Origin of the sequence: Streptomyces sp. NPDC018029, from assembly GCF_044327655.1 — a bacterium.
Taxonomy (GTDB): domain Bacteria; phylum Actinomycetota; class Actinomycetes; order Streptomycetales; family Streptomycetaceae; genus Streptomyces.
On sequence record NZ_JBIRFV010000004.1, the window covers coordinates 567,307 to 590,831 of the forward strand.

Here is a 23,525-nt window from a genome sequence, read left to right on the forward strand (position 1 = left end):
CGGGCGGCAGGAATGGCGGTAGTCGGGTTACCGTTCGAGTGGCCGTTGCGGGCTTTTCCCGTTTGACACGGGGGCGGGATGTACCGTCACACTCCGCAGCGACAGCGCAACGCAAGCCATGCGGGCACTGCCACCGCACTGACCAGAGCCCTGCCACCGCGCAGCGCCACCGGGCGGTGCGGCCGAGCGGTGCCGCCGCGCACTGCCACCGAGCGTCGACCGGAGAGAAGAGCGAAGTTGTCCCCGACCAGCGAGACCGCACAGGGCGGCCGCCGACTCGTCATCGTCGAGTCGCCTGCCAAGGCGAAGACGATCAAGAGCTACCTCGGCCCCGGCTACGTAGTCGAGGCCAGCGTCGGGCACATCCGCGACCTCCCCAACGGCGCCGCGGAGGTGCCCGAGAAGTACACCGGCGAGGTGCGCCGCCTCGGCGTGGACGTCGAGCACGACTTCCAGCCCATCTATGTCGTCAACGCCGACAAGAAGGCGCAGGTCAAGAAGCTCAAGGACCTCCTGAAGGACTCCGACGAGCTCTTCCTCGCCACCGATGAGGACCGCGAGGGCGAAGCCATCGCGTGGCACCTCCTCGAGGTCCTGAAGCCCAAGGTCCCCGTCCACCGGATGGTCTTCCACGAGATCACCAAGGACGCGATCCGCAGCGCCGTCGCCAACCCGCGCGAGCTCAACAAGCGCATGGTCGACGCCCAGGAGACCCGCCGCATCCTCGACCGCCTCTACGGCTACGAGGTCTCGCCGGTCCTCTGGAAGAAGGTCATGCCGCGCCTGTCGGCGGGCCGCGTCCAGTCCGTGGCCACCCGCCTCGTCGTCGAACGGGAGCGCGAGCGCATCGCCTTCCGCTCCGCCGAGTACTGGGACCTGACCGGCACCTTCGGCACGGGCCGCGCCGGTGACGCCTCCGACCCGTCGCAGCTGGTCGCCCGCCTCACCACGGTCGACGGCAAGCGCGTCGCGCAGGGCCGCGACTTCAACTCCGTCGGGCAGCTCAAGGCGGGCAGCGCGGGCACCCTGCACCTGGACGAGGCGAACGCCCGGGCGCTGGCCGCCGCCCTCCAGGACACGAACTTCGCCGTACGCTCCGTCGAGTCCAAGCCGTACCGCCGCTCGCCGTACGCGCCCTTCCGTACGACGACGCTGCAGCAGGAGGCGAGCCGCAAGCTCGGCTTCGGCGCCAAGGCGACCATGCAGGTGGCCCAGAAGCTGTACGAGAACGGCTTCATCACCTACATGCGTACGGACTCCACGACGCTCTCCGACACGGCCGTCACCGCCGCCCGCGCGCAGGTCACGCAGCTCTACGGCAGCGACTACCTGCCGGACAAGCCGCGCACGTACGCCGGGAAGGTCAAGAACGCGCAGGAGGCGCACGAGGCGATCCGCCCCTCGGGTGATCGTTTCCGCACGCCCGCCGAGACCGGCCTGTCCGGCGATCAGTTCCGGCTCTACGAACTGATCTGGAAGCGGACCGTCGCCTCCCAGATGAAGGACGCGACCGGCAACTCCGTCACGGTGAAGATCGGCGGCCGCGCCTCCGACGGCCGCGACGCCGAGTTCAGCGCGTCCGGCAAGACCATCACCTTCCACGGCTTCCTCAAGGCCTACGTAGAGGGCGCCGACGACCCGAACGCCGAGCTGGACGACCGCGAGCGCAGGCTCCCGCAGGTCAGCGAGGGCGACGCGCTCTCCGCCGACGAGATCTCGGTCGACGGCCACGCGACGAAGCCCCCGGCCCGCTACACCGAGGCCTCGCTGGTCAAGGAGCTCGAAGAGCGCGAGATCGGCCGCCCGTCGACGTACGCGTCGATCATCGGCACGATCCTCGACCGCGGCTACGTCTTCAAGAAGGGCACGGCGCTCGTGCCGTCCTTCCTGAGCTTCGCCGTGGTCAACCTCCTGGAGAAGCACTTCGGCCGGCTCGTCGACTACAGCTTCACCGCCAAGATGGAGGACGACCTCGACCGCATCGCCCGCGGTGAGGCGCAGGCCGTGCCGTGGCTGCGGCGCTTCTACTTCGGCGAGGGCGAGGCCGCGGGCGGCGCGGCCGACGCCGGCAACGGCGACGGCGACCACCTCGGCGGCCTCAAGGAACTCGTCACCGACCTCGGCGCCATCGACGCCCGCGAGGTGTCGTCCTTCCCCGTCGGCAACGACATCATGCTGCGCGTCGGCCGCTACGGCCCCTACGTAGAGCGCGGCGAGCGCGACGCCGAGAACCACCAGCGCGCGGACGTACCCGACGACCTGGCGCCCGACGAGCTGACCGTCGAGTACGCGGAGGAGCTGCTCGCCAAGCCGAGCGGCGACTTCGAGCTGGGCGCCGACCCGGTCTCCGGCAACCAGATCGTCGCCAAGGACGGCCGCTACGGCCCGTACGTGACGGAGATCCTCCCCGAGGGCACCCCGAAGACCGGCAAGAACGCGGTCAAGCCGCGCACGGCCTCCCTCTTCAAGTCCATGTCGCTCGACACGGTCACCCTCGAGGACGCCCTCAAGCTGATGTCCCTGCCCCGCGTGGTCGGTGTCGACGCCGAGGGCGTCGAGATCACCGCGCAGAACGGCCGGTACGGCCCGTATCTGAAGAAGGGCACGGACTCGCGGTCCATCGAGACCGAGGAGCAGCTCTTCACCATCACGCTGGAAGAGGCCCTGGAGATCTACTCCAAGCCGAAGCAGCGTGGCCGCGCCGCCGCGAAGCCGCCGCTGAAGGAGCTCGGCGAGGACCCGGTCAGCGGGAAGCCGGTCGTCGTCAAGGACGGCCGCTTCGGGGCGTACGTCACGGACGGCGAGACGAACGCGACGCTGCGGGCGGCGGACTCCGTGGAGGACATCACTCCGGAGCGGGGCTACGAGCTCCTCGCGGAGAAGCGGGCGAAGGGCCCCGCCAAGAAGACGGCGAAGAAGGCCGTCAAGAAGACCGCGGCCAAGAAGGCACCCGCAAAGAAGACCGCGGCCAAGAAGACGGCGGCGAAGAAGACCACCGCGGCGAAGAAGACCACGGCCAAGAAGACGGCGGCCTCCAGCAAGGCCGCTGCTTCGGAGGACTGACGTCCTCGGAGGGCTCCCGCTTTGGAGGGCTGACGTCCTCGGAGGACTGACCTCCTCGGAGGACTGACCTCCTCGGAGGGCTGACGCCCGACGTCTTCTCCACGTCTTCTTCACTGGACGCCACCCGAACCAGACGGTCGTTTGTTCGGGTGGCTCGTCGGGGAGTCGGTCCGTCCAGATAGGCTGGACGGATGACGCGTGCCGAGCAGCCAACGGCCGGAATCCCGGCCCCCGACGACGCCCTGGTCGCAGATTCCCGAGAGCGCGCCGTTCGCGCCTTGCTGCGCGTACCGCAGCTGAAGCGGTTGTGGAGCGCCCATCTCGTCGACAGTGTCGGCGACGCGCTCGCGCTGCTCGTCCTGGTGATCCTCGCGCTCCAGTCGTCCATCGCCGAAGGTGCCTTCGGAGGCGGCTATCGGGGAGCGGCCTTCGCCGTGACCGCTGTCTTCGGAGCGCGCGTTCTCTCGACGCTGCTCTTCGGAGCGGTGCTTCTCGGGCCGCTCACCTCGCTCACCTCTCCGGACGGCCCGCTCGACCGCCGCTGGACCATGATCGGCGCCGACGGTGTGCGGGCCGCCCTGCTGGTCGTCGCGCCGCTGTGGATCGACTGGACCCCGGATGACGCCCTCGCGGTGATCCTGGTGACGTCCTTCGTCGTCGGTGTCGCCGAGCGCTTCTGGACGGTCGCCAAGGAGAGCGCGGCGCCCGCGCTGCTGCCCGCGCCGCCCCTGGAGGGCGCGACGATACGGCCACTGCCGGACCACATGGACGCCCTGCGGCGCCTGTCGCTGCGTACGGGATTCCTGGCGCTGCCCGTCGCCGCCGCGATCCTCGTCGCCATCACCCTCATCGGGAACGTCCTCGGCGCCGGCATCGACTGGTTCGACCTGCACCAGGCGGGGCTCGCCTCCTTCGTGGCGGCCGGCCTCTTCGCCGGATCGCTCTCGATCCTCTACTTCCTCGAACTTCCCGGTACGCAGACGCCACGCGCGCGTAGCCCGCTGGAGGGACTGCGCAGGCCGCGCGCGGGCACCGGTCCCGACAAGGGCCGCACCGGCGCGATCCCGCTCTTCGTGGCGGCCTGCGCCGCCGTCGCCGGAGCCGTCGCCGCGGCCGTCGCCGTCGCCGTGCTGCACGCCAAGGACCTGGGCGGCGGGCCCGTCACGTACGGCCTGATCGTCCTCGCCCTGACCGGCGGCACCGCCGTCGGCATCCGCGTCGCGCCGTCCCTGCTGCCCTCGCTCTCCCGCCGCAGGCTGCTCGCGCTCGCCATCGCCCTCACCGGCGTCGCGCTGCTCGCCGCGGGCCTCGTGCCGGACACCACGACCGTGCTGCTGCTCCTCGCCCTCACGGGCGTCTGCGCGGGAGTCGCCGCGAACATCGGGCACGCGCTGCTCGACCAGGAGGTCGAGGACTACCGCAGGGCCCGCACCACGGAGCACCTCCACGCGGTCGTACGCCTCGTCCTCGCGCTCGGCGCGCTGGTGGCCCCCGTGGTCGCCGCCGCGATCGGGCCGCACCGCATGGTCAACGGAAAGTTCGTCTTCGACCACGGCGGCGCCGCCTTCACGCTGATGCTGGTCGGCGCGCTGCTGCTGCCGGTGGCCGCGCTGGTCCTCGCCAAGGCCGACGACCGCCAGGGCATACCGCTCCGGCGCGACCTCCTGGACGCGCTGCGCGGCGGCGACGACCCGGCACAGGTGCCGTGCGGCACCGGCTTCTTCATCGCCCTGGAGGGCGGCGACGGCGCGGGCAAGTCGACGCAGGCCGAGGCGCTCGCCGAGTGGATCCGCGCCAAGGGCCACGAGGTCGTCGTCACCCGCGAGCCGGGGGCGACGCCCGTCGGCAAACGGCTGCGGTCGATCCTCCTCGACGTGTCGTCGGCCGGTCTCTCGCACCGCTCCGAAGCGCTCCTGTACGCCGCCGACCGCGCGGAGCACGTCGACACCGTCGTACGACCCGCCCTCGAACGCGGCGCCGTGGTCATCTCCGACCGCTACATCGACTCGTCCGTCGCCTACCAGGGCGCCGGGCGCGACCTGTCGCCCACCGAGGTCGCCCGCATCAACCGCTGGGCGACCGGTGGCCTCGTACCGAACCTGACGTGCCTGCTCGACGTGTCGCCCGAAGCCGCCCGCGAGCGGTTCACGGAGGCGCCCGACCGCCTCGAGTCGGAGCCCGCCGAGTTCCACGCGCGCGTGCGCTCCGGTTTCCTCACGCTCGCCGCCGCCGACCCGGGGCGGTACCTGATCGTCGACGCGTCCCAGGAGCCGGAGGCGGTCACAACCGTCATCCGGCACCGGCTCGACCTGGTGCTCCCGCTCTCCGAGGCCGAGGTGAAGGCACGCGAGGAAGCCCGCAGGGCCGCCGAGGAGGAGGCCCGGCGCAAGGCCGAGGAAGAGGCCGCGCGCAAGGCCGAGGAGGAGCGGCTCGAACGCGAGCGCCAGGAGCAGCTCGCCAAGCTCCGCGCCGAGGAGGAGGAGCGCAAGCGGCGCGAGCTGGAGGAGGCCCAGCGCCGCGAGGCGGAGCGGCAGGCCGAGGAGGCCAGGAAGCGCGCCGAGGAGGCCCGCCGCAAGGCCGAGGAGGAGCAGGCCAGGCTCCTCGCCGAGGAGAAGGCGCGGGCGGCCGAGGAGGAGCGGCGCCGCAAGGAGGCCGAGGAAGAGGCGCGGCTGCGCGCCGAGGCGGAGGAGCGGCGCCTGGAGAAGCAGCGGAAGGCGGAGGCCGCGCTGCTTCGGGCGGAGGAGGCGCGGCGGCTTGCTGCGGCTTCGGCGGCCGCGGCTACGGCTGCTGCTGCGGCGGCTCCGGCTCCCAAGGCTGCGGCTCCGAAGGCTTCGGCTCCGAAGAGTCAGGCTCCGGCCGGGCAGTCCGGGCAGTCCGGGCAGTCCGGGCAGTCCGGGAAGCCCGAGCAGTCCGGGCAGTCTGAGCAGTCCGCGTCGTCCGTGCCGCACACCGGGACCGCCGTGCCCGACAACGAGACCACCGTGCCCACGCCCGTGGTGCAGCCGCCCTCCGGGGCCGCCGACGAGACGGCCGTCCTGCCGGCGATCGGCGCCGAGGGTCCCGGCACGGAGGGCCCCGGTGCGGAGGACACCGCGGTGCTGCCGCAGCCGCCCGTCCCCGAGGGGGCCGCCGACGAGACGGCGGTGCTGCCTGCCGTCCGGGAGGACAAGGTTCCGCCGGGGTACTTCCGGGACGAGCGGCCCGCGAGCGCGCCTTCGAGCGCGCCCTCGCCCGACGGGTCCGACGACCGGACCCGTGAGCTGCCCCAGATCGAGGTCGACGAGCAGGGCGTGCCCCGGCGGCCGTCCTCCGAGTGGGCCGAGGAGACCCCGCTGGACGACCTGCCGTCGCTGGCGGACGAACTGCTCGGGTCGCACGAGGACGAGCACCCGGACGCGGCGGACGACGACGGCGACGGGCGGCCGCGGCGCGGCCGACGAGGCCGCTGAACACCGCGGCCGGGCCGGATTGTCAGAGGCGTCCTCCACAATGGGCAGTCCGGGCAGGCGATGGGCGGTCCGGGCAGGAGCAGAGCGCAGCGTAAGGCGGTGACCCCATGAGCGTGTGGGACGACCTGGTGGGGCAGGAGCGGGTGAGCGAGCAGCTGGGCGCCGCCGCCCGGGACGCCGACGCGCTGGTGACGGCGGCCGCCACGGACACCCCGCCGCCGGAGTCGTCGAAGATGACGCACGCCTGGCTGTTCACGGGCCCGCCCGGCTCCGGCCGCGCCACCGCCGCGCGCGCCTTCGCCGCCGCCCTGCAGTGCACGAGCCCGGACCGGGCGCTCGGCGGCGCCCCCGGCTGCGGCTTCTGCGACGGCTGCCACACCAGCCTCATCGGCACCCACGCCGACGTGGAAGTGGTGCGCACGGACCTGCTCTCCATCGGTGTGAAGGAGACCCGCGACCTCGTCCGCCGGGCACAGCTCTCGCCCGCCGTCGGACGCTGGCAGGTCATCGTCCTGGAGGACGCCGACCGCCTCACCGAGGGTGCGGGAAATGTCCTCCTGAAGGCCGTCGAGGAGCCCGCCCCCCGCACGGTGTGGCTGCTCTGCGCGCCCTCTCTGGAGGACGTGCTGCCGACCATCCGCTCCCGCTGCCGCCACCTGACGCTGAGCACCCCGAGCGTGGATGCGGTCGCCGACGTGCTCGTACGGAGAGACGGCATCGAGCCGGACGTCGCCGCGGCCGTGGCGCGCGCCACGCAGGGCCACATCGGCCGCGCCCGGCGGCTCGCGACCGACCCGCGCGCGCGTGAGCGCAGGGCCGCCGTCCTGAAGCTGCCGATGCGGGTGTCGGAGATCGGCGGCTGCCTCAAGGCCGCGCAGGAGCTGATCGACACGGCGACCGAGGACGCCAAGCAGGTCGCCGAGGAGGTCGACGGCAAGGAGACCGAGGACCTGAAGGCGGCGCTCGGCGGGGGGCAGGGCGGCCGGATGCCGCGCGGCACGGCCGGCGTGATGAAGGAGCTGGAGGACAGACAGAAGCGGCGCAAGACGCGCACGCAGCGCGACAGCCTCGACCTCGCGCTCACCGAGCTGACCGGGGTCTACAGGGACGTGCTCGCCCTGCAGCTGGGCTCGCGGGTGGCCATCGCCAACACCGAGGTGCAGGACATGCTGGAGCGCCTGGCCCTGGGGACCTCGCCCGAGTCCACGCTGCGCCGCATCGAGGCCATCGGCGCCTGCCGCACCGCCCTCGACCGGAACGTGGCACCGCTGCTCGCGGTCGAAGCCATGACGATGGCGCTGCGGGCGGGCTGAACACCCCCGTTCGGGGCGTGGGTTGGCCGGTCTCACGGATTCACTCGTACGAGCGCGTTGAGTGACCGTGCATGCGCGGAGAGTTACTCTCGCGTGATGGACCTCAGCCGTCACGGCCGTCGCAGCCGTCAACTCCCCTTCCGTACGTGCGGCACTCTGTTCGTGACCGCCGGCCTGCTCATGTCCGGCTGTTCGTCGGGAAGTTCGACTGCGGACGCTTCGATGGCGTCGCTGTCCCGCTCGACGCCCGCGGAGCTCGCGCCGTACTACGGACAGAAGCTGAGCTGGCACGAGTGCGGCGCACCCGGGTTCGAGTGCGCCTCCATGAAGGCCCCGCTGGACTACGCCGAGCCCGCGGCCGGCGACATCGAGCTGGCGGTCGCCCGCAAACAGGCCACGAAGAAGAAGGGCCGCCTCGGCTCGCTCCTGGTCAATCCGGGCGGCCCCGGCGGCTCGGCGATCGGCTACCTCCAGTCGTACGCGGCACTCGGCTACCCCGCGGAGGTCCGGGCCCGCTACGACATGGTCGCCGTCGACCCGCGCGGGGTGGCCCGCAGCGAGCCCGTCACCTGCCTCGACGGCAAGCGCATGGACGCGTACACGCAGACCGACGTCACCCCCGACGACCAGCGCGAGACGGACGGCCTGCGCGCCGCCTTCGAGACGTTCGCGGACGGCTGCGAGGCGCGGTCGGCCAAGATCCTTCCGCACGTCTCCACAGTCGAGGCGGCCCGCGACATGGACGTCCTGCGGGCGGCGCTCGGCGACGAGAAGCTGACGTACGTCGGCGCCTCGTACGGGACCTTCCTCGGCGCGACGTACGCGGAGCTCTTCCCGCGCCGCGTGGGCCGCCTGGTCCTGGACGGCGCGATGGACCCGTCGCTGCCCGCGCGGCGTATGAATCGCGACCAGACAGCCGGCTTCGAGACGGCGTTCCGGTCCTTCGCGAAGGACTGCGTGGCGCGCGGCGCGGAGTGTCCGCTGGGCGCCGAGAGCCCCGAGGACGCGGGCAGGCGCCTCAAGGCCTTCTTCCGCGGCCTCGACCGTGAGCCGTTGACCGTGAAGGGGGACGGCGGCATCGGCCGCGGTCAGGTCGGTGAGATCGGCGGCAGGAAGCTCGGCGAGGCGCTCGCCACGACGGGCGTGATCGCCGCGATGTACGACGAGGCGGGCTGGCCCCAGCTGCGCGACGCGCTGACCTCGGCGATGAAGGACAAGGACGGGGCGGGCCTGCTCGCCCTCTCCGACGGCTACTACGAGCGGGACGGCGAAGGAAGGTACGCGAACCTGATGTTCGCCAACGCCGCCGTGAACTGCCTGGACCTGCCGCCGTCCTTCGGCTCCCCGGACGAGGTCCGCAAGGCGCTGCCCTCCTTCCGCAAGGCGTCCCCGGTCTTCGGCGAAGGCCTCGCCTGGTCCTCGCTGAACTGCGCGTACTGGCCGGTGCGGGCGACGGGCGAGGCGCACCGCATCGATGCGAAGGGCGCGGCCCCGATCCTCGTCGCCGGCACGACCCGCGACCCGGCCACCCCCTACCGCTGGGCGAAGGCCCTCGCCTCCCAGCTCTCCTCCGGCCACCTCCTCACCTACGAGGGCGACGGCCACACGGCGTACGGCCGCGGCAGCGAGTGCGTCGACTCGACGGTCAACGCCTACCTCCTGAAGGGAACCGTCCCCAAGGACGGAAAGCGCTGCTCATAGCCGTCAGGAGGGGGTGTGCGGAGCGCTCTGAAAACTGTGTAGACTTGGCCGCGTTGCTGATCGCACGATGGTGCGGACAGCGCGCCGCCTTAGCTCAGATGGCCAGAGCAACGCACTCGTAATGCGTAGGTCTCGGGTTCGAATCCCGAAGGCGGCTCTGTGGAAGCCCCAGGACTCACTCGCCGTGACCTGGGGCTTTTGCTTTTGTCGCGGTCCTTCGCGTCCTTCGCGTCCCTCCGGGTGTGACTACTGGGCGGAGAGGGTGGGTTCCGGGACCGCGGTCGTCTGGGGGGTGGCGGTCGGGGTCAGGGGCGGGGTCGGGCGGGTGAAGGCGTGGCGGCAGTGGTGGACCAGTTGGCGTAGGGCCGGGTTTTCTGTTGTGGTCCAGGCCAGGGAGAGGACCGGTTCCGTGTGGATGTCCTCGATCCGGCGGGTCGTCAGGCGGGGGCGGTGCTGGGCGACCAGGGACTCGGAGAGGATTGCGACGCCCAGGCCGCGGATTGCCAGGTCGGCGATCGCGCTGGGGGCGCCGGCCTGGAACGCGATCTCCATGTTGACGCCCGCCGCCGCGCACGCGTCGTCGAAGACCTTGCGCACCCCGGCCCCCGTGGGCAGGCTCACCACTGAGTAGTGGGCCAGGTCCTCCAGGGTCACCTGGGGCTTCTCGCAGAGCGGGTGGCCGACCGGCATGGCGGCGACCAGGGGCTCGCGGATGATCTCGTACGCCTCCAGGCCCGGCGGGGTGGAGCCGGAGGTGCTGACCAGAGCCAGGTCGGCGCTGCCCGCGCGCAGCCGCTCGATGAGCCGGTCGGAAGTGTCCTCCAGGAGGACGATCTCCACACCGGGGTGCCTGTGGTGGAAGGCGGACAGGGCGTCGAAGAGCGGCGTGACCGTGCACGCGGTGACCATGCCGACGACGAGCCTGCCGCGGATGAGGCCGTTCACCTCGTCCACCGCCTGCCGGACGGCGTCGACGGCGGCCAGCGCGGAGCGGGCGTGCCGCAGGGCGGCCACTCCGGCGGGGGTGAGTCTGACGCTGCGGCCCGAGCGGTCGAACAGGGACGTGCCGAGGTCGTGCTCCAACTGTCTGATCTGGGCGCTCACTCCGGACTGGCTGATGTGCACGCGCTCGGCGGCCCGAGTGAAGTTCTCCTCCTCGGCCACCGCGACGAAGTATTCGAGCTGCCTGAGTTCCATGCCTCGGGATTCTAGTAATGGGCGATGGCATATGTAGGACTTCTGGTCAATTCTTGCTTGAGTCTTGGTCGAGAAAGGCGGCCTTTAGGGTTTGGGGGTTGTGTGTGTCAAGCTTTCTGCGAAGTTTGACGGGAAATCGCGCACGCGGGCCGAGCGTGACACCTGGCGCGGTGGCCCGTGGGGGTACGTTGGCGGTAATTTAAGTTAACAACTATTTCACGCTTGCGCGAACTCTGACAGGGGGCGACGGGTTCATGCACACGAGCAAGTCGGCAGAAGTTGCGGAACACGAGACAGTCGGAGATGGAATATACGGGGAAAGAGGACGGTCCAATGAACAGCGGCCATGGGAAATAAGGCCGCATTCCCTGCCCATTGAACGTATTGCCGTGGATCAGCTCTGGTCGGCCGATTCACCACGCCTCGTCGGCGAGAACGTCGACCACATCCGGGTCCTCGCCGAGTCCGGCGCGGACCTGCCGCCCATCCTCGTCCACCGGTCCACGATGCGGGTCATCGACGGGATGCACCGGCTGCGGGCGACGGTGCTGCGCGGTGAGCGGGAGATCGCCGTCCGCTTCCTCGACGGGCACGAGTCGGACGTCTTCATCGTCGCCGTTCAAGCCAACACCACGCACGGACTGCCGCTGAGCCGGGCCGACCGCAACGCCGCCGCGACGCGGATCATCCACTCGCACCCGCAGTGGTCGGACCGCATGATCGCCTCGTTCGCCGGGCTCTCGCCCAAGACGGTCGGAAGCATCCGGCGCCGCCTCGGCGACGACCTGCCGGCCGCGCCGGTGCGGATCGGGCGCGACGGCCGGACGCGGCCGGTCGACAGCAGCGGGGTGCGGGCCGTCACGGGCGAGTTCATCCGGACCCATCCCGACGCGACGCTGCGGCAGATCGCCGGTGCCGCCGGGGTCTCCCGCGCCACCGCCCGCGATGTGCGCAGGAGGCTGGAGGAGGACGAGGTGGTCTTCCCGAAGCCGCGGGCGCTTCATGAAGGGGCGCCCGATCTGCACGGTGTGCCTGGGCTGCCCGGTGTGCCTGGGCCGGCCGATGTGCCTGGGCCGGCCGTTGTGGCCGGCGGTACGGCGGGGGTCGGCACGGTTACGGCTGCGCCGGCGCGGGTCGCGCCCGCCCGGGTCGCCGCCGACCCCGGCGCCGTATCGGCCGTATCGGCACGAGTGGCACCTGCCGAGACCGCGGAGGCCGCCGCCGCGCCGGCACCGGTGGTGTCGGGTGTCTCCGTGCCGCCGGCGGCCGCCGAGCTGATTCCGATCCTGAAGCGCGATCCCTCGATCCGCTTCACCGACTCCGGGCGCCTGCTGCTGCGGCTGCTGGACGCGGCCACCCTCCCGCCGGACGAGTGGAGCCGGCTCATCGAGAGCGTCCCCGCCCACTGCGTCGACATGGTGGCGAGCGTGGCGCGGGCCTGCGGCGAGGTCTGGTTCAACGTCGCGCAGGAAGTGGACAGCCGCGCCTCGGCGCAGTGAAGCGCGGCTTGCTGCCATCAGGGCGTACGTGAGGGGCGTACGTCAGTCTCGTACGACCGTCTTCGTGCGCATCAGGAAGTCGGAGAGGTAGCCGTCGTGCGGCAGCCCGGGCCGCATCCAGTGGGTCGGGTGGTCGCCGACGTACAGGTTGGCGATGGTCGGTTCGGCCAGGAGCCGGTCGAGCAGCTCTTCCTGCCGCGTCAGCGCGGTGAGCACCAGGCTGTCGCGCAGCGGGGCGATCCCGTCCGTGGGGCGCCACGGTGCCACCCATACGCAGGGGAAGGGCAGTTCGGCACCGAGATGAGGGGCGTCGGCGCGGTCGACCTGGTGGACGGCCGGCCGCAGGACCGCGCTGCCGTCGCCCAGTTCGTCGGCGACCGTGTCGGCGCCGAGCCAGGGCCTGGCGTCACCGGCGCGGCGCCCCACGTACTCGGCGAGCGCCCGCGCGCCCGCCGCCGGCTGCACCGGAAGGACGGCCTTCGGATGGTCCGGCGGGAGGCTGGGCAGCGCCGAGAACCGCTCGGCGAGGGCCTCGCACAACGGCGTCGGATCGCCCTCCACCAGCACGGCCGTCGCGTTGACGCAGCCCGTGCCGCCGCGCCCGGCGATCGAGTCGACAATGGTGTCGAGGTGGTCGTGCCAGTCGACGTCGGCCGTCAGGAGGATCTTCGAGCGGCCGGGGCCCTGGAGCAGGACCGTGGGGTCGGCGCCGTACTTGCGGACGACGTCCTCGCCGCCGTAGACCATGCCGAGGTCGGCGCCGCGCAGCACGCCGTCCGCGCCGGTGTGGTCGGTGGGCAGCAGCGTGACCTCGTCGTTCCCGAAGCCCGCGAGGCGCAGCGCGGTGACGAGCCGGTGCGGGGTGAACGGCTCGCGCCGGGAGGGCCGGACCGCGACGCGGTAGCCAAGCGCGAGCGCCTCGGGCCACAGGCTGTGGGTGCCGGGGTGGTTGCCGGCCGCGTGGACGGCGAACACGTGGCCGCGCCGGGTGTGGGCGGCCCGGCCGGACCTGGCCAAGGGGTCGCGCCAGTCGGTGACGGCACCGGCGGGCCGCGCCTGCGCGATGCCGGTGCCGATGTCGCGGAGCCGTTCGGCGATGCGGTCGACCGCCGAGGTGACCTCCGTGATCGGGACCCCGCCGACGCGGCTGACCAGGAGGCAGTACTCCGCCACGCTCTGGCCCGCGACCGTCCCGGTGGCGAAGAGGTCGGCGGCGGCCGCGATGCGCCGTACCCGCTCGTCGGCCGGCGCGGGCTCGGCGCGGCGCAGCGCCGACAGGGTGCGGCTGATGAACGGCGGTGGGACGAGGCTCAGTTCGGCGGCGGGGCGGCCGGTGACGTCGGTGACCAGCTGACGGTTCCTGGCGCGGAACTCGCCGCGCGGGCCGAGCGCGTCCAGGAGGACCGGTTCGGGTGCGTCCAGCAAGGCCGGTTCGGGAGCGTCCGGCAAGGCCGGATCGGGTGCGTCCAGCAGGGCCGGTTCGGGAGCATCCAGGGGGGCTGGTTCGGGTGCGTCCAGGGGGGCCGGTTCGGGTGCCATCAGTACACCCCCTCGACCACGTCCTCGTTCTCGAACCTGCTGACGGGCGCGATGTCGGCAACCGAGTCGCCGGGGCCCCCGTCGAGCGGCTCGACGCGGGTCGCGATGTCGCGTTCGAGGTTGTTGGGCAGCAGGAACGACTTGCTGACGTGGCTGGCCACGACCCGGCCGCGCGCCCCGTACGGGACCGGCCGGAGCGTCTCCGGGTCGACGACCGAGAAGGTGACGTACGGGCTCAGGGTGTCGAAGACACAGGGGTCGTCGTCGCCGAGCCCCGGCCGCTCCCCGGCGAAGCCGAGAATCATCGTGCTGCCGTAGTTCCCGGAGAAGACGGTGTCGGGGAAGATTTCCGTCCGGTACACCTGGCGGGAATCCGGGTCGAGTTGCGTGCCGCCCCAACGGATCGCCCGCACCTTCTCGTTGATCAGTTCCACGAGTTCGTCACGGCGGGCGATGCGGTCCAGGATCGGCGGGGTGACGGTGAGGACGCCGATGTTCTGGGAGCGCAGGACCTCCGCGGCCTGGTCGACGACGTGCTCGGCGTAGTCGTCGGCCTCGCTGCCGCGGCCCGTGGAGATCAGCCGCTTCACCCAGCGCGGGTCGAGGTCGAGCGTGAATCCGTGGGTGCCGTGCGTGGTTGCCGAACCCCGGAAGAACTCGCCGACGATGTGCGGGCCGCTGGGAACGATTCCCAGCCAGTTTGCGCCCCGGGGGAAACCGTGGGCGTCGAGTTGCTCGGCGGTCCAGTGGAGCAGCCGCTTCCGCCAGTCCCCGAGGAGGACGACCCGCTTGGGAGCGCCCGTGGTGCCGCCGCTCTCGAACACACCCCGTACGTCGGGGTGGTCGCCGTAACCGCGCGGGATCAGGTCCTCGGCGGGGACGGTACGCAGCTCGGAGGCGACGTTGGGGAAGCGGACGAGGTCGGCCACCGAGGAGATGTCGGTGCGCGGGTCGAAGTCCAGGGACTTCGCGCGCTCCAGCCAGTAGGGAGAGCCGGTTTCGGGGCCGAAGTGCCACTCCATCGCGGCTCTGATGTATTCGTCCGGGTCGGGGCGTTCGCCGGGAGGCAGGTCGAGTATGTCCCAGGTTTTCGACGCCATGTTGTCGTTATCCTCCCGGCCTTGTCGTCCGTCTGTTGCCTGGATTGCTGCTCGAATGGTTACCCGACGATTTTTCCCGTGAAAGAACCAGGGCATTGGAACCGGGGCTATTCAGGAATGTCAACACCGTTCCACCTCCAGGTTCTTACCCGTGAAAGCGGGGCCGAGGGCCTGGAGCGTGGCCAGTTCGTACAGGCCCTCCACGGTGCCCTCCGCCTCGAAGGTGGCGCGGACGTCCGGTGGCCGGCCGATCAGCGCGAGGGCGGCGTTCGGCGGCATCTCGTCGAGCGGGGGCCGCTCGTTCTCCCAGAGCATCATCGCGCCCCACCGGTTCTGCTCGCGGTCCGCGAAGTAGATCTTGAGCCGCAGGCCGGGCACCTTGGTCCACCGGTCCAGCGTGTTCTCGCGCAGGTGTTCGCGCATGGTCTCGATGGTCTGGGGCGTCCCGTCGAGGTGCCACCAGGCGACGTCGACCCTCATCGGGAATCTCGCACGGCGTGATGGAGCATGCGCAGGGTGTGACTGGTCATGGGTGCCTCCGTCTTCGGCGGGAGGGGATGTGACCTCAGTGGGGATCCTCAGTGGGGATGTGAAGCCAGTGAGCGTACGACTCACTCGGCGCGGGCGCGGGGGTGGCGACTGAGGAATTCCTCAGTCGCCCGGTCGCTCGCCGGTCGCTCACCGGTCGCTAGCGGGCCGCCCGCCGGTCGCGCGGTCGCGAACCAGATCCATTGCTTCTGGCTGCCAGAAGTAAGGGGAGTTGGACGCGCCAGTTCCGCGCGGCCAAGCTTGTCGGTGCTGGAAATCAGCTCTGAACGAGAGGCCCCCCTGTGTCCGAATATGAGAAGGCCTACAAGCCGGAAGACATCACGCGTCTGTTCGTCGAGCGCGCCAACAAGGGCGATGCGGCCGGCGTCGCGGAGCTCTACGCGGAGGACGCGGTCGTCGCCTTCCCGCCCGGGCAGATCACCCAGGGGCGTGAGGCCATCCGCAAGCTGTGGGAGATGGCGATGACGCGGAACCCGAAGTTCGAGCCGGAGGAGCCCCTTCCGACTCTGATCAACGGTGACATCGCGCTCACGTCCACCCCGCCGAAGGACGGCACGGGCGCCCGCGCCCAGGTGGTGCGCCGCCAGCCCGACGGCTCGTGGCTGCGGATCCTCGACCAGCCCGAGTTCATCCAGCCCAAGTAAGCAGTCGGCGACGGCCGGCGGTCGGTCCGGCCGACGCGTATACGCCATAAGAAGTGTGGGGGAGAACAGTCATGGCCAAGCGATGGTGGACGTTGGTGGTCGTCTCCGCGTCGACCTTCATGATCCTGCTGGACGCCACCATCGTCACCGTCGTGCTGCCGCAGATCCAGAGCGGACTCGACACCAGCTTCGCCGACGCGCAATGGGTGGTCGACGCCTACTCGTTGACCCTCGCCGCGATGCTGCTGGTCGGCGGCTCGCTGGCGGACCGCTTCGGCTACCGCAAGCTGTTCCTGGTGGGGCTCGGCGTCTTCACCGTCAGCTCGCTGCTCTGCGGCATCTCCTCCACACCTCTCATGCTGATCCTGTCGCGCGCAGCGCAGGGCATCGGCGGCTCCGTCATGTACGCCACGTCGCTTGCGCTGCTCGCCCGGAACTTCACCGGGAAGGAGCGGGGCGTCGCGTTCGGCATCTGGGGCGCGGTGACGGGCATCGCCACCGGACTCGGGCCCGTCTTCGGCGGGTTGATCGCCAGCAACATCAGCTGGCGCGGCATCTTCCTCGTCAACGTGCCCATCGGTCTCCTCGCCATCGCGGTGACGCTGTGGCAGGTCGACGAGTCGCCGATGCGGCGCAAGCTGCGGCTCGACTGGCCGGGCTTCGTCCTCTTCACCAGCGGCCTGGTCGCGCTGATCTACGGTCTGATCCGGGCCGGCGAGACCGAGTGGGGCAACACCGACGTCGTGCTGTGGCTCGGCGCGGCGGCCGTCCTGCTCGTCACCTTCCTGATCGTGGAACTCCGCTCCGAGCAGCCGCTATTCGACCTTTCGCTGTTCCGTACGCCGACGTTCGTCGGTGGCTCGATCGCCGCGTTCACCATGAACGGCTCGCTGTTCGCGATGCTCCTCTACCTGGTGCTCTACCTGCAGAACGGGCTCGGCTACTCCGTCCTGGAGTCCAGCGTGCGGCTGCTCGTGATCAGCGTGTGCGCCCTGGTCGCGTCGACCATCGCGGGCCGGCTGAGCGCGAAGGTGCCGGTGAAGTGGCTCATCGGCCCCGGCCTCTTCCTCGTCGGCGCCGGCCTGCTCCTCATGTCGGGCAACGACGCGTCGAGCAGCTGGACGCACCTCATCCCGGGCTTCGTCATCGCCGGTATCGGCAGCGGCGTCGTCAATCCGCCGCTCGCTTCGACCGCCGTCGGCGTCGTCACGCCGGACCGGTCGGGCACGGCCTCGGGCATCAACATCACGTTCCGCCAGGTCGGCATGGCCGCCAGCATCCCGGTGCTCGGCTCCATCTTCACGGCGTCGCTGCACGACGACGTCATGCGGAACCTGTCGGGCATCCCCGAACTCGCGGGCAGCGCCCCGGGCATCGCCGCGGCCGTCGAACACGGTGACGTGTCCGGCCTCGCCGAGAAGGTGCCGGCGCCGCTGCGGGACCAGGTGGCCACCGCCCTCCACTCCGGCTACGCCGAGGCGCTGAACGACCTGCTGATCATCACCGGTGTCCTGGCCCTGGTCGGAGCGGTCTTCTCCTTCTTCCTGATCCGGGCCAAGGACTTCCTGGCCGCCAAGCCGCCGCCGCAGGAGACCGGGGTCGAAGCCGGTGAGCCGCAGCCGGTGAAGTGAGACCGGACGGAGCGGGACGCTCGTCAGACCGAGCCGTCCCGCTCCTGGATGCGGTCGAGCGCATGCTGGATGACCGCCTGCGCCGCCGGGTCGATCGTCCGGTCGTCCGGCCACGCCAGGTACAGCCGCCCGTGCATGTCCGGGTCGCGGAACGGGACAAGGCGGAGGTCGTCACCGGCTGACCGGACCGCCCCGCGCGGCAGGATCGCCACACCGAAGCCGCGGGCCGCCATGTCCACCAGGACCTGGGGGTCGCTGGCCGAGAAGGCGATGGGCGCGTCGATCCCGGCCGTGGCCAGGGAGATGTCGAGCTGCCGGCGGGTGCCGCTGTCGCCGGGCAGCGAGATCAGCTGCCGGGACGCGAGCTCCTTGAGCAGCACGGAATCCCGGTCCGCGTACTCGTCGTCCGCGCGCAGCACCGCGACGAGCGGGTCGGCGAGGACGACCTCGGTCCGCAGGAAGGCCGGGGGTTCGACGCCCATGCCGAGGAAGGCCATGTCGAGTTCGCCGTCCTTGAGCGCGTCGACGAGGTCGTCGGTGCTGCCCTGGCGCAGCGCGATCTCCACGGTCGGATGGCTCGCCTGGAACTCCGCGAGCATGCCGGGCACGTCCAGCGACGCCACCACCGTCACCATGCCCACGCTCACCCGGCCCCGCAGCAGCCCGGCCACCTGGTCGACGGCGAGTCTGGCGTTGCGCACCGCCGCCAGTGCGGCCTTGGCGTAGGGGAGCAGGGCCTCGCCCACGGCGGTGGGGCGGACCGTGCGCCCGGACCGGTCGAGCAGTTCGTACCCGAGTTCCCGTTCGAGGCGGCGGATCTGCGCGCTCACTCCCGGCTGGGTCACATGGACCCGGGCCGCGGCCCTGGTGAAGTTGCCGTCCTCCACGACAGCGACGAAGTACTCGAGTTGGCGTATCTCCATAACTGACCGATCTAGGCTTCAGTACGAACAGATATTGGACGCCCGGTAAACGCCGGGACAATACTGACGGGGTCGCTCGGAAAGTAAGGAAAGAGCGGCCATTCAACGGCCAGTCAGCGGCCTTTTTCACGGGGATACTCGGAATTTTCTGAGTAATGCATGCCGAATGCGCGTGCCAAAATTTTCTGAGGAACTTTACAGCAGCGCGGTCGGGCTGTGAAGAGTTCATCCGCGGCGAGCGGGCCACCGTACGTCCACTGAGGGGAGTCATCCATGGGAACCACGGGAATTGGAGGCGCCGATTCCGGCGGCGCGGTCATCTGGGTGACCGGGCTTGCCGAGGCCGGCAAGACGACGGTCGCTCGTGAGCTGGTCCGTCAGCTGGTCCAGCGCGGCAAGCAGCCGATCCTCCTTGACGGCAACGAGGTGCGGACGGCCCTGGGCATGATGACCCATGGTTTCGACCGGGAAAGCCGCATAAAGACGTCCATGACCTATGCGCGGCTTTCCCAGCTCCTCGCCGAACAGGGGCATCTCGTCGTGGTCGCGACCATCTCGCTGTTCCACGAGGTGCAGCGGCACAATCGCGAGAACCAGCCCGACTACTTCGAGGTGCTGCTCGACGTGCCCGTCGAAGAACTCAAGCGGCGGGACAGCAAGGGCGTCTACAGCGGGAACGACGCCAAGGACGTGGTCGGCATCGGGCAGTCCGCCGAGTTCCCCACCCACCCCGACCTGGTCGTCACCAACTACGGCGACGTCGACCCGAAGGCCGCGGCCACCATGATTCGACTCGCGCACGAGGAGCGTGTGCCTTCGTCGGCGGTGGCGTGACCCGCGCCTATTTCATGAGCGCGTATTTCATAAAAGCCGTAAGCCCCGCAAGCCCCGTAAACCCGGTAAACCCCGTAATCCCGTAAGTCCCGGGAACCTCGCCTTTTCCGGGCGTTCTCGTTTTCACGTAGATATTAAGGAGCTGTGCCTCGCATGACGACGTCGACCAAGCTCAAGCACGGAGATTTCACCGACCTGGCGAAGGACTACTCGAAGTACCGTGAGGGTTACGCGACCTCGGTGCGGGACGCGCTGATCGGCCTGGTGGGCCGGCCGGCCGCCGAGCTCGACGCCGTCGACGTCGGCGCCGGCACGGGCCTGTGGACCCGCATCGTGGCGGACGGCGGATTCCGCTCGGTCACCGCCGTCGAGCCGAACGACAACATGCGCGCCGAGGGCATCTCCGACTCGGAGGGCTACTCGATCACCTGGCGCGCAGGCAAGGGCGAGGAGACCGGGCTCCCGGACGAGTCGGCCGACCTCATCAGCATGGCGTCCTCGTTCCACTGGGTGGACTTCGAGGTGGGCACCGCCGAGTTCTGCCGGGTCCTGCGGCCGGGCGGCTGGTTCGTCGCGCTCTACAACCCGCGGCTGATCGAGGTCAACCCGGTGCTCGTGGACATCGAGAACGAGCTCAAGCGCCTGATGGGCGAGCGCAAGCGGATCACCTCGGCGCACCCGCAGATGATCAAGGAGCTGTCGGACAAGTTCAACGCCAGCCCGCGCTTCGACGACGTCGTCGTGCTGGAGGGCCGGCACTCCGTCGAGCAGACCATCGACCACTACATCGGCCTGTGGCAGTCCGTGAACGACGTGCGGGTCCAGCTCGGCGACGCCAAGTTCGAGCAGTTCCTCGACTACATCCGCGAGCGCCTCGCGGACGCGGAGAAGCTCGAGGTCACCTACCTGACCAGGGCGGTCGCGGCGCGCGCCAAGAAGTAAGCCGAGAGACAGGGCCGCTGACCCGCCCTGAGCCGACAGACAGGATTTCTGACATGACCGAGGACTCCGTCCGGGAACTGCGTCCCGACGAACTGGCCCGCCGCAGCGCGCGCCTGCTGGGCGAGAACGACATCGTCGTGGCCGGCGACCCCGGGTCCGGCCAGGCGCTCGTGGCCAACATCGTGTTCGAGCTGGGCTTCGACTACCTCGACCCGTACGTCGAGTCGCCCGACGAGGCGGACGGCGCGGCCCAGTCGGTGGAGAGCCGTCTCGACTACTACCGGCAGCGCCTCGCGGCCACCTCCGAGAAGAGCCAGGCCGCGCTGGACAGGGCGGCGAGCGGGGCCGTGCCCAAGAGGTTCATCAAGACCCACTTCTACCCCGAGGTGTTCGCCGAGTCCGCGGTGAACAGCGCGATCCTGGTGGTGCGCGACCCGCGCGACACCATCTACTCGTCGTACAAGTGGTTCTCCTCCTTCGGCGGCTCCTGGATCCCGGACGCCGCGGACATGATCGGGAAGCTGACGTACCCGGACTTCCTGGACCGCGTCAGGCTCGGGGACGGAGAGCCCTCGATCCCCGGCTGGGCCCGCTTCTACCGGAGCTGGCTGGAGGCGGCGCCGGAGTTCTCCAAGTTCGCGGTCGTGCGGTTCGAGGACCTCAAGTCGCACCCCGTGGGCGCCATCACCGCGATGCTCGCGGCGCTGGGGCTCGCGGTGCCGCCGGAGGTCGTCGAGCAGGCGGCCGAGCGCAGCTCCTTCAAGGCGATGCGTGCCCGCGAGGACGCGGCGTCCGCCGGTGAGGACGACACCACGAAGAACGCCCGCATCATGCGGCGCGGGCAGGTGGGCGAGTGGCGCGAGTGGATCGGCGAGGGCGACCTGGCCGAACGCTTCGCCCACCCGGGCCTGGTCGCGACGGCGGCCCGTTTCGGGTACGACGCGACGCCGACGCAGTAGGTCTCGTCCCCCCCCCGGGTCTGGGGTCTCCGGAGGGCCCAGCACCGTGGAAAGCCAGGTCACGTGACCCGTGACCTGGCTTTCCCCGTCTGCGGGTCACCTCGCCCAGCGCTGTGACGCCTTGCCGGACTGGCACGTCGACGCGGCCACGCCGCCCCCGTACGCCAGGTCGAGGCAGCCGCCGTTGCTCGTGCTCTTCAGGGTGCCGCCCGAGCCCCAGCGCCAGAGGCGCGCGCTGCCCTGCGTGCAGTCGCCGACGAAGACGGCCTGGCCGAGCATGTTCGCGACCAGGCAGGACCCGGACTGCTTGTTGACCACCTTGAAGCTGTTGTTCTCCGCGCTCACGGTCTTCCAGGAGGCGCTCGGGTCGCCGCAGCTTCCGTCGTCGGCGGCGCCGTAGACCTGGGTGAGGCACGCGTCGTTGTCGGCGTTCTTCAGCCGGAAGGGGCCGGAGGAACCAGAGGAACCCGAGGAAGGGGACGAGGGCGAGCCTCCGGAGCCTGTGCCGGCCGAGTCCGAACCGGAGGAGCCGGAACCGGAGCCGGAGCCCGACGAGCTGCCGTTCGACGAGTCCGAGCCGGACGAGCCGCTGTCCGTGTCCCTATCCCTTTTCCTGTCCCCGGCGTCCCGCGAGCCGGAAGAGTCACCGCCCTTGCCGTCGGATCCGCCCTTGCCTCCAGAGCCCGCAGACTCGCTGTCGGCCACGTCCCGCTCCCGGGACGGCTCGCCCTTCGGCTTCTTCGCCGCGGGCTTCGACGCGTCGTCGGACGGCTGCCCCGGTTCGGCGGGTGCCGTGACAGGGGCGGACGGCGTCGAGCCCGACGCGCGGTCCGGCCCGGTGACGTACGGCAGGTTCTGCAGGGCGAGGGTGGTCCCCGCGGCGACCACCACGACGGGGACGGCGGCCATCACGATGCGCGTACGACGCCGCTCGCGCCGGGGCGTCCGGGTGCGGGCGTCGGCCTCGGCGTCGGGGGTGGTGTCCGATACGGGTACCGGGACGGGCGCGGGGGCCGCGGTGGGTGTGGGGACCGGCTCCGGGGCCGGCGGCTCGGGCGGGGCCGCCGGTACTCGCGCGGCGAAAGCGGCCCGCTCGGTCAGCAGCTCGAGGACGGGGCCGGGCCAGACGGGGGAGGCCGGGTCCGACGGGCCGCGCCGCTCGGCGAGTTCCACCAGTTCGGGGGCGGTCGGGCGGCCCTCCGGGTCCTTGTCCAGGCAGGCCGCGACGTGCTCCGCCAGCTCGGCGTCGAGCGCGCGCAGCGGCGCGAGGTCGGGCTCGTCGTGCACGATGCGGTAGAGCGGGCTGCCCTCGCCCGCGTCGGTGAACGGCCAGCGGCCGCTCGCCGCGTACCCGACGAGGAGTCCGAGCGCGAAGATGTCGGACGCGCTCGTCAACCGGCGCTTTCCCGAGGCCTGTTCGGGAGACATGTACGCGGGTGTGCCGACGACGAGCCCCGTCTGCGTCAGCTGGCTCTGCTCGGCGGCACGGGCGATGCCGAAGTCGATGAGGGTGACACCGTCGAGGGTCAGCATGACGTTCGACGGCTTGAGGTCCCGGTGCACCATGTCGAGGCCGTGCACCGCCGTCAGCCCCGCCGCGACCTCCCGCAGCAGCAGCCACAGCGCGTCGCCCGGCAGGGAACCGCCGTGCTGCTCGACGGCCTCGGACAGGGTGATGCCGGGGACGTACGCCGTGGCGAACCAGGGTGGTTCGGCGGTGCGGTCGCTGGCGAGGAGGGGCGCGGTGGCGTCGGCGGGCAGCCGCCCGAGGTTGTCCATCTCCTGGCCGAAGCGGCGCAGGAACCCCCGGTCCTCGGCGACGACGGACGCCAGCATCTGCTTGACGGCGGCGAACTGCCCGTCGACGACACCGAGATACACCCGGCCCATGCCGCCGGCCCCCAGCCGGCCCACGAGCGGGATCGTCCCGATCCGTCGCGGGTCCTGCGCGCGCAGCGGTTCGGCGCCGCTGCCCGTCAGATCGAACCCGTCGCCCCCTTGCGCCTCGCCGGTCCCGCCCGTGCCGCCTGTCCCGCCTGTTCCGCCTGCCCCGTTCACACTCTCCCCGTTCACCGGCCTCCCCGCGGCCGGACCCGCCGCACAGTCTGGCCCATCCATCGGCCGGAGTGGAAGATCTTTCTAGAATCGCGTTCTGGAATCATGTTCCACTTCGTGGGGCTTT

Annotated in this window: 16 protein-coding genes and 1 tRNA gene; 11 read left to right on the forward strand and 6 right to left on the reverse strand. The window is 71.0% G+C overall.

From position 1 onward, the window contains the following. Positions 1–237 precede the first annotated feature (237 nt). From topA to ACH4D5_RS15540, 5 genes are all read left to right on the forward strand, one after another. On the forward strand, positions 238–3,063 hold the full coding sequence (gene topA / locus ACH4D5_RS15520) for a type I DNA topoisomerase (RefSeq protein ID WP_398302364.1): 2,826 nt from the start codon (positions 238–240) through the stop codon (positions 3,061–3,063). A gap of 191 nt (positions 3,064–3,254) precedes the next feature. Continuing rightward, entirely contained in the window at positions 3,255–6,512 is a 3,258-nt protein-coding gene (tmk, locus tag ACH4D5_RS15525; RefSeq protein WP_398302366.1) for a dTMP kinase, read from the forward strand. A 107-nt stretch (positions 6,513–6,619) separates the two neighbouring features. Continuing rightward, positions 6,620–7,825 carry a DNA polymerase III subunit delta' gene (locus ACH4D5_RS15530; protein ID WP_398302368.1) on the forward strand — a complete coding sequence of 402 codons (1,206 nt, stop codon included), beginning with the start codon at positions 6,620–6,622 and terminating at the stop codon, positions 7,823–7,825. Between the two features lie 96 nt (positions 7,826–7,921). Continuing rightward, positions 7,922–9,526, forward strand: coding sequence for an alpha/beta hydrolase (locus tag ACH4D5_RS15535; RefSeq protein WP_398302370.1), 1,605 nt, complete (start codon positions 7,922–7,924; stop codon positions 9,524–9,526). Between the two features lie 83 nt (positions 9,527–9,609). Then, positions 9,610–9,683 (forward strand) — tRNA-Thr (locus ACH4D5_RS15540). An 89-nt stretch (positions 9,684–9,772) separates the two neighbouring features. Here ACH4D5_RS15540 and ACH4D5_RS15545 read toward each other — a convergent pair. Continuing rightward, positions 9,773–10,723, reverse strand: a complete 951-nt coding sequence (locus tag ACH4D5_RS15545) for a LysR family transcriptional regulator (protein ID WP_398302372.1) — start codon at positions 10,721–10,723, stop codon at positions 9,773–9,775. Positions 10,724–11,112: 389 nt separating this feature from the next. Here ACH4D5_RS15545 and ACH4D5_RS15550 point away from each other — a divergent pair, with 389 nt between their 5' ends. Beyond that, positions 11,113–12,222 (forward strand): ParB/RepB/Spo0J family partition protein, encoded by a 1,110-nt coding sequence (locus ACH4D5_RS15550; protein WP_398302374.1) that lies wholly within the window; start codon positions 11,113–11,115, stop codon positions 12,220–12,222. Positions 12,223–12,264: 42 nt separating this feature from the next. Here the strand turns inward: ACH4D5_RS15550 and ACH4D5_RS15555 are convergent, their stop codons facing one another. From ACH4D5_RS15555 to ACH4D5_RS15565, 3 genes are all read right to left on the reverse strand, one after another. Further along, positions 12,265–13,761 (reverse strand): aldehyde dehydrogenase family protein, encoded by a 1,497-nt coding sequence (locus ACH4D5_RS15555; protein WP_398302376.1) that lies wholly within the window; start codon positions 13,759–13,761, stop codon positions 12,265–12,267. After that, positions 13,761–14,861 (reverse strand): phenazine antibiotic biosynthesis protein, encoded by a 1,101-nt coding sequence (locus ACH4D5_RS15560; RefSeq protein ID WP_398302378.1) that lies wholly within the window; start codon positions 14,859–14,861, stop codon positions 13,761–13,763. The genes ACH4D5_RS15555 and ACH4D5_RS15560 overlap by 1 nt, the downstream gene beginning before the upstream one ends. Positions 14,862–14,981: 120 nt before the next feature. Then, entirely contained in the window at positions 14,982–15,341 is a 360-nt protein-coding gene (locus tag ACH4D5_RS15565; protein ID WP_398302380.1) for a hypothetical protein, read from the reverse strand. A 350-nt stretch (positions 15,342–15,691) separates the two neighbouring features. On the opposite strand from ACH4D5_RS15565, the gene ACH4D5_RS15570 reads away from it, so the two are divergent. Together ACH4D5_RS15570 and ACH4D5_RS15575 are read left to right on the forward strand one after the other, a co-directional pair. Beyond that, positions 15,692–16,054 (forward strand): YybH family protein, encoded by a 363-nt coding sequence (locus ACH4D5_RS15570; protein ID WP_398302381.1) that lies wholly within the window; start codon positions 15,692–15,694, stop codon positions 16,052–16,054. Positions 16,055–16,125: 71 nt separating this feature from the next. Beyond that, on the forward strand, positions 16,126–17,685 hold the full coding sequence (locus tag ACH4D5_RS15575; protein WP_398302383.1) for an MFS transporter: 1,560 nt from the start codon (positions 16,126–16,128) through the stop codon (positions 17,683–17,685). A 23-nt stretch (positions 17,686–17,708) separates the two neighbouring features. Here ACH4D5_RS15575 and ACH4D5_RS15580 read toward each other — a convergent pair whose 3' ends face one another. Beyond that, a complete protein-coding gene (locus ACH4D5_RS15580) occupies positions 17,709–18,608 on the reverse strand; it encodes a LysR family transcriptional regulator (protein ID WP_398302385.1) in 900 nt (299 codons plus the stop codon). A gap of 273 nt (positions 18,609–18,881) precedes the next feature. Between ACH4D5_RS15580 and ACH4D5_RS15585 the strand changes: the two genes are divergently transcribed. From ACH4D5_RS15585 to ACH4D5_RS15595, 3 genes are all read left to right on the forward strand, one after another. Further along, the gene (locus ACH4D5_RS15585; RefSeq protein ID WP_398302387.1) at positions 18,882–19,442 is read left to right on the forward strand and encodes an adenylyl-sulfate kinase; all 561 of its coding nucleotides are present in this window, start codon (positions 18,882–18,884) and stop codon (positions 19,440–19,442) included. Between the two features lie 153 nt (positions 19,443–19,595). After that, positions 19,596–20,384, forward strand: coding sequence for a class I SAM-dependent methyltransferase (locus ACH4D5_RS15590; protein ID WP_398302389.1), 789 nt, complete (start codon positions 19,596–19,598; stop codon positions 20,382–20,384). 53 nt (positions 20,385–20,437) lie between these two features. Then, a complete protein-coding gene (locus tag ACH4D5_RS15595) occupies positions 20,438–21,343 on the forward strand; it encodes a sulfotransferase domain-containing protein (RefSeq protein ID WP_398302391.1) in 906 nt (301 codons plus the stop codon). A 96-nt stretch (positions 21,344–21,439) separates the two neighbouring features. Here ACH4D5_RS15595 and ACH4D5_RS15600 read toward each other — a convergent pair whose 3' ends face one another. Continuing rightward, positions 21,440–23,416, reverse strand: coding sequence for a protein kinase (locus ACH4D5_RS15600; protein WP_398302393.1), 1,977 nt, complete (start codon positions 23,414–23,416; stop codon positions 21,440–21,442). Positions 23,417–23,525 lie beyond the last annotated feature (109 nt).

Coding starts and splice junctions, on each gene's coding strand:
- tmk (WP_398302366.1), top strand. CDS start 3,255: ATGACGCGTGCCGAGCAGCCAACGGCCGGAATCCCGGCCCCCGACGAC.
- ACH4D5_RS15555 (WP_398302376.1), bottom strand. CDS start 13,761: ATGGCACCCGAACCGGCCCCCCTGGACGCACCCGAACCAGCCCCCCTG.
- ACH4D5_RS15545 (WP_398302372.1), bottom strand. CDS start 10,723: ATGGAACTCAGGCAGCTCGAATACTTCGTCGCGGTGGCCGAGGAGGAG.
- ACH4D5_RS15575 (WP_398302383.1), top strand. CDS start 16,126: ATGGCCAAGCGATGGTGGACGTTGGTGGTCGTCTCCGCGTCGACCTTC.
- ACH4D5_RS15530 (WP_398302368.1), top strand. CDS start 6,620: ATGAGCGTGTGGGACGACCTGGTGGGGCAGGAGCGGGTGAGCGAGCAG.
- ACH4D5_RS15595 (WP_398302391.1), top strand. CDS start 20,438: ATGACCGAGGACTCCGTCCGGGAACTGCGTCCCGACGAACTGGCCCGC.
- ACH4D5_RS15560 (WP_398302378.1), bottom strand. CDS start 14,861: ATGGCGTCGAAAACCTGGGACATACTCGACCTGCCTCCCGGCGAACGC.
- ACH4D5_RS15565 (WP_398302380.1), bottom strand. CDS start 15,341: ATGAGGGTCGACGTCGCCTGGTGGCACCTCGACGGGACGCCCCAGACC.
- ACH4D5_RS15535 (WP_398302370.1), top strand. CDS start 7,922: ATGGACCTCAGCCGTCACGGCCGTCGCAGCCGTCAACTCCCCTTCCGT.
- ACH4D5_RS15585 (WP_398302387.1), top strand. CDS start 18,882: ATGGGAACCACGGGAATTGGAGGCGCCGATTCCGGCGGCGCGGTCATC.
- ACH4D5_RS15590 (WP_398302389.1), top strand. CDS start 19,596: ATGACGACGTCGACCAAGCTCAAGCACGGAGATTTCACCGACCTGGCG.
- ACH4D5_RS15580 (WP_398302385.1), bottom strand. CDS start 18,608: ATGGAGATACGCCAACTCGAGTACTTCGTCGCTGTCGTGGAGGACGGC.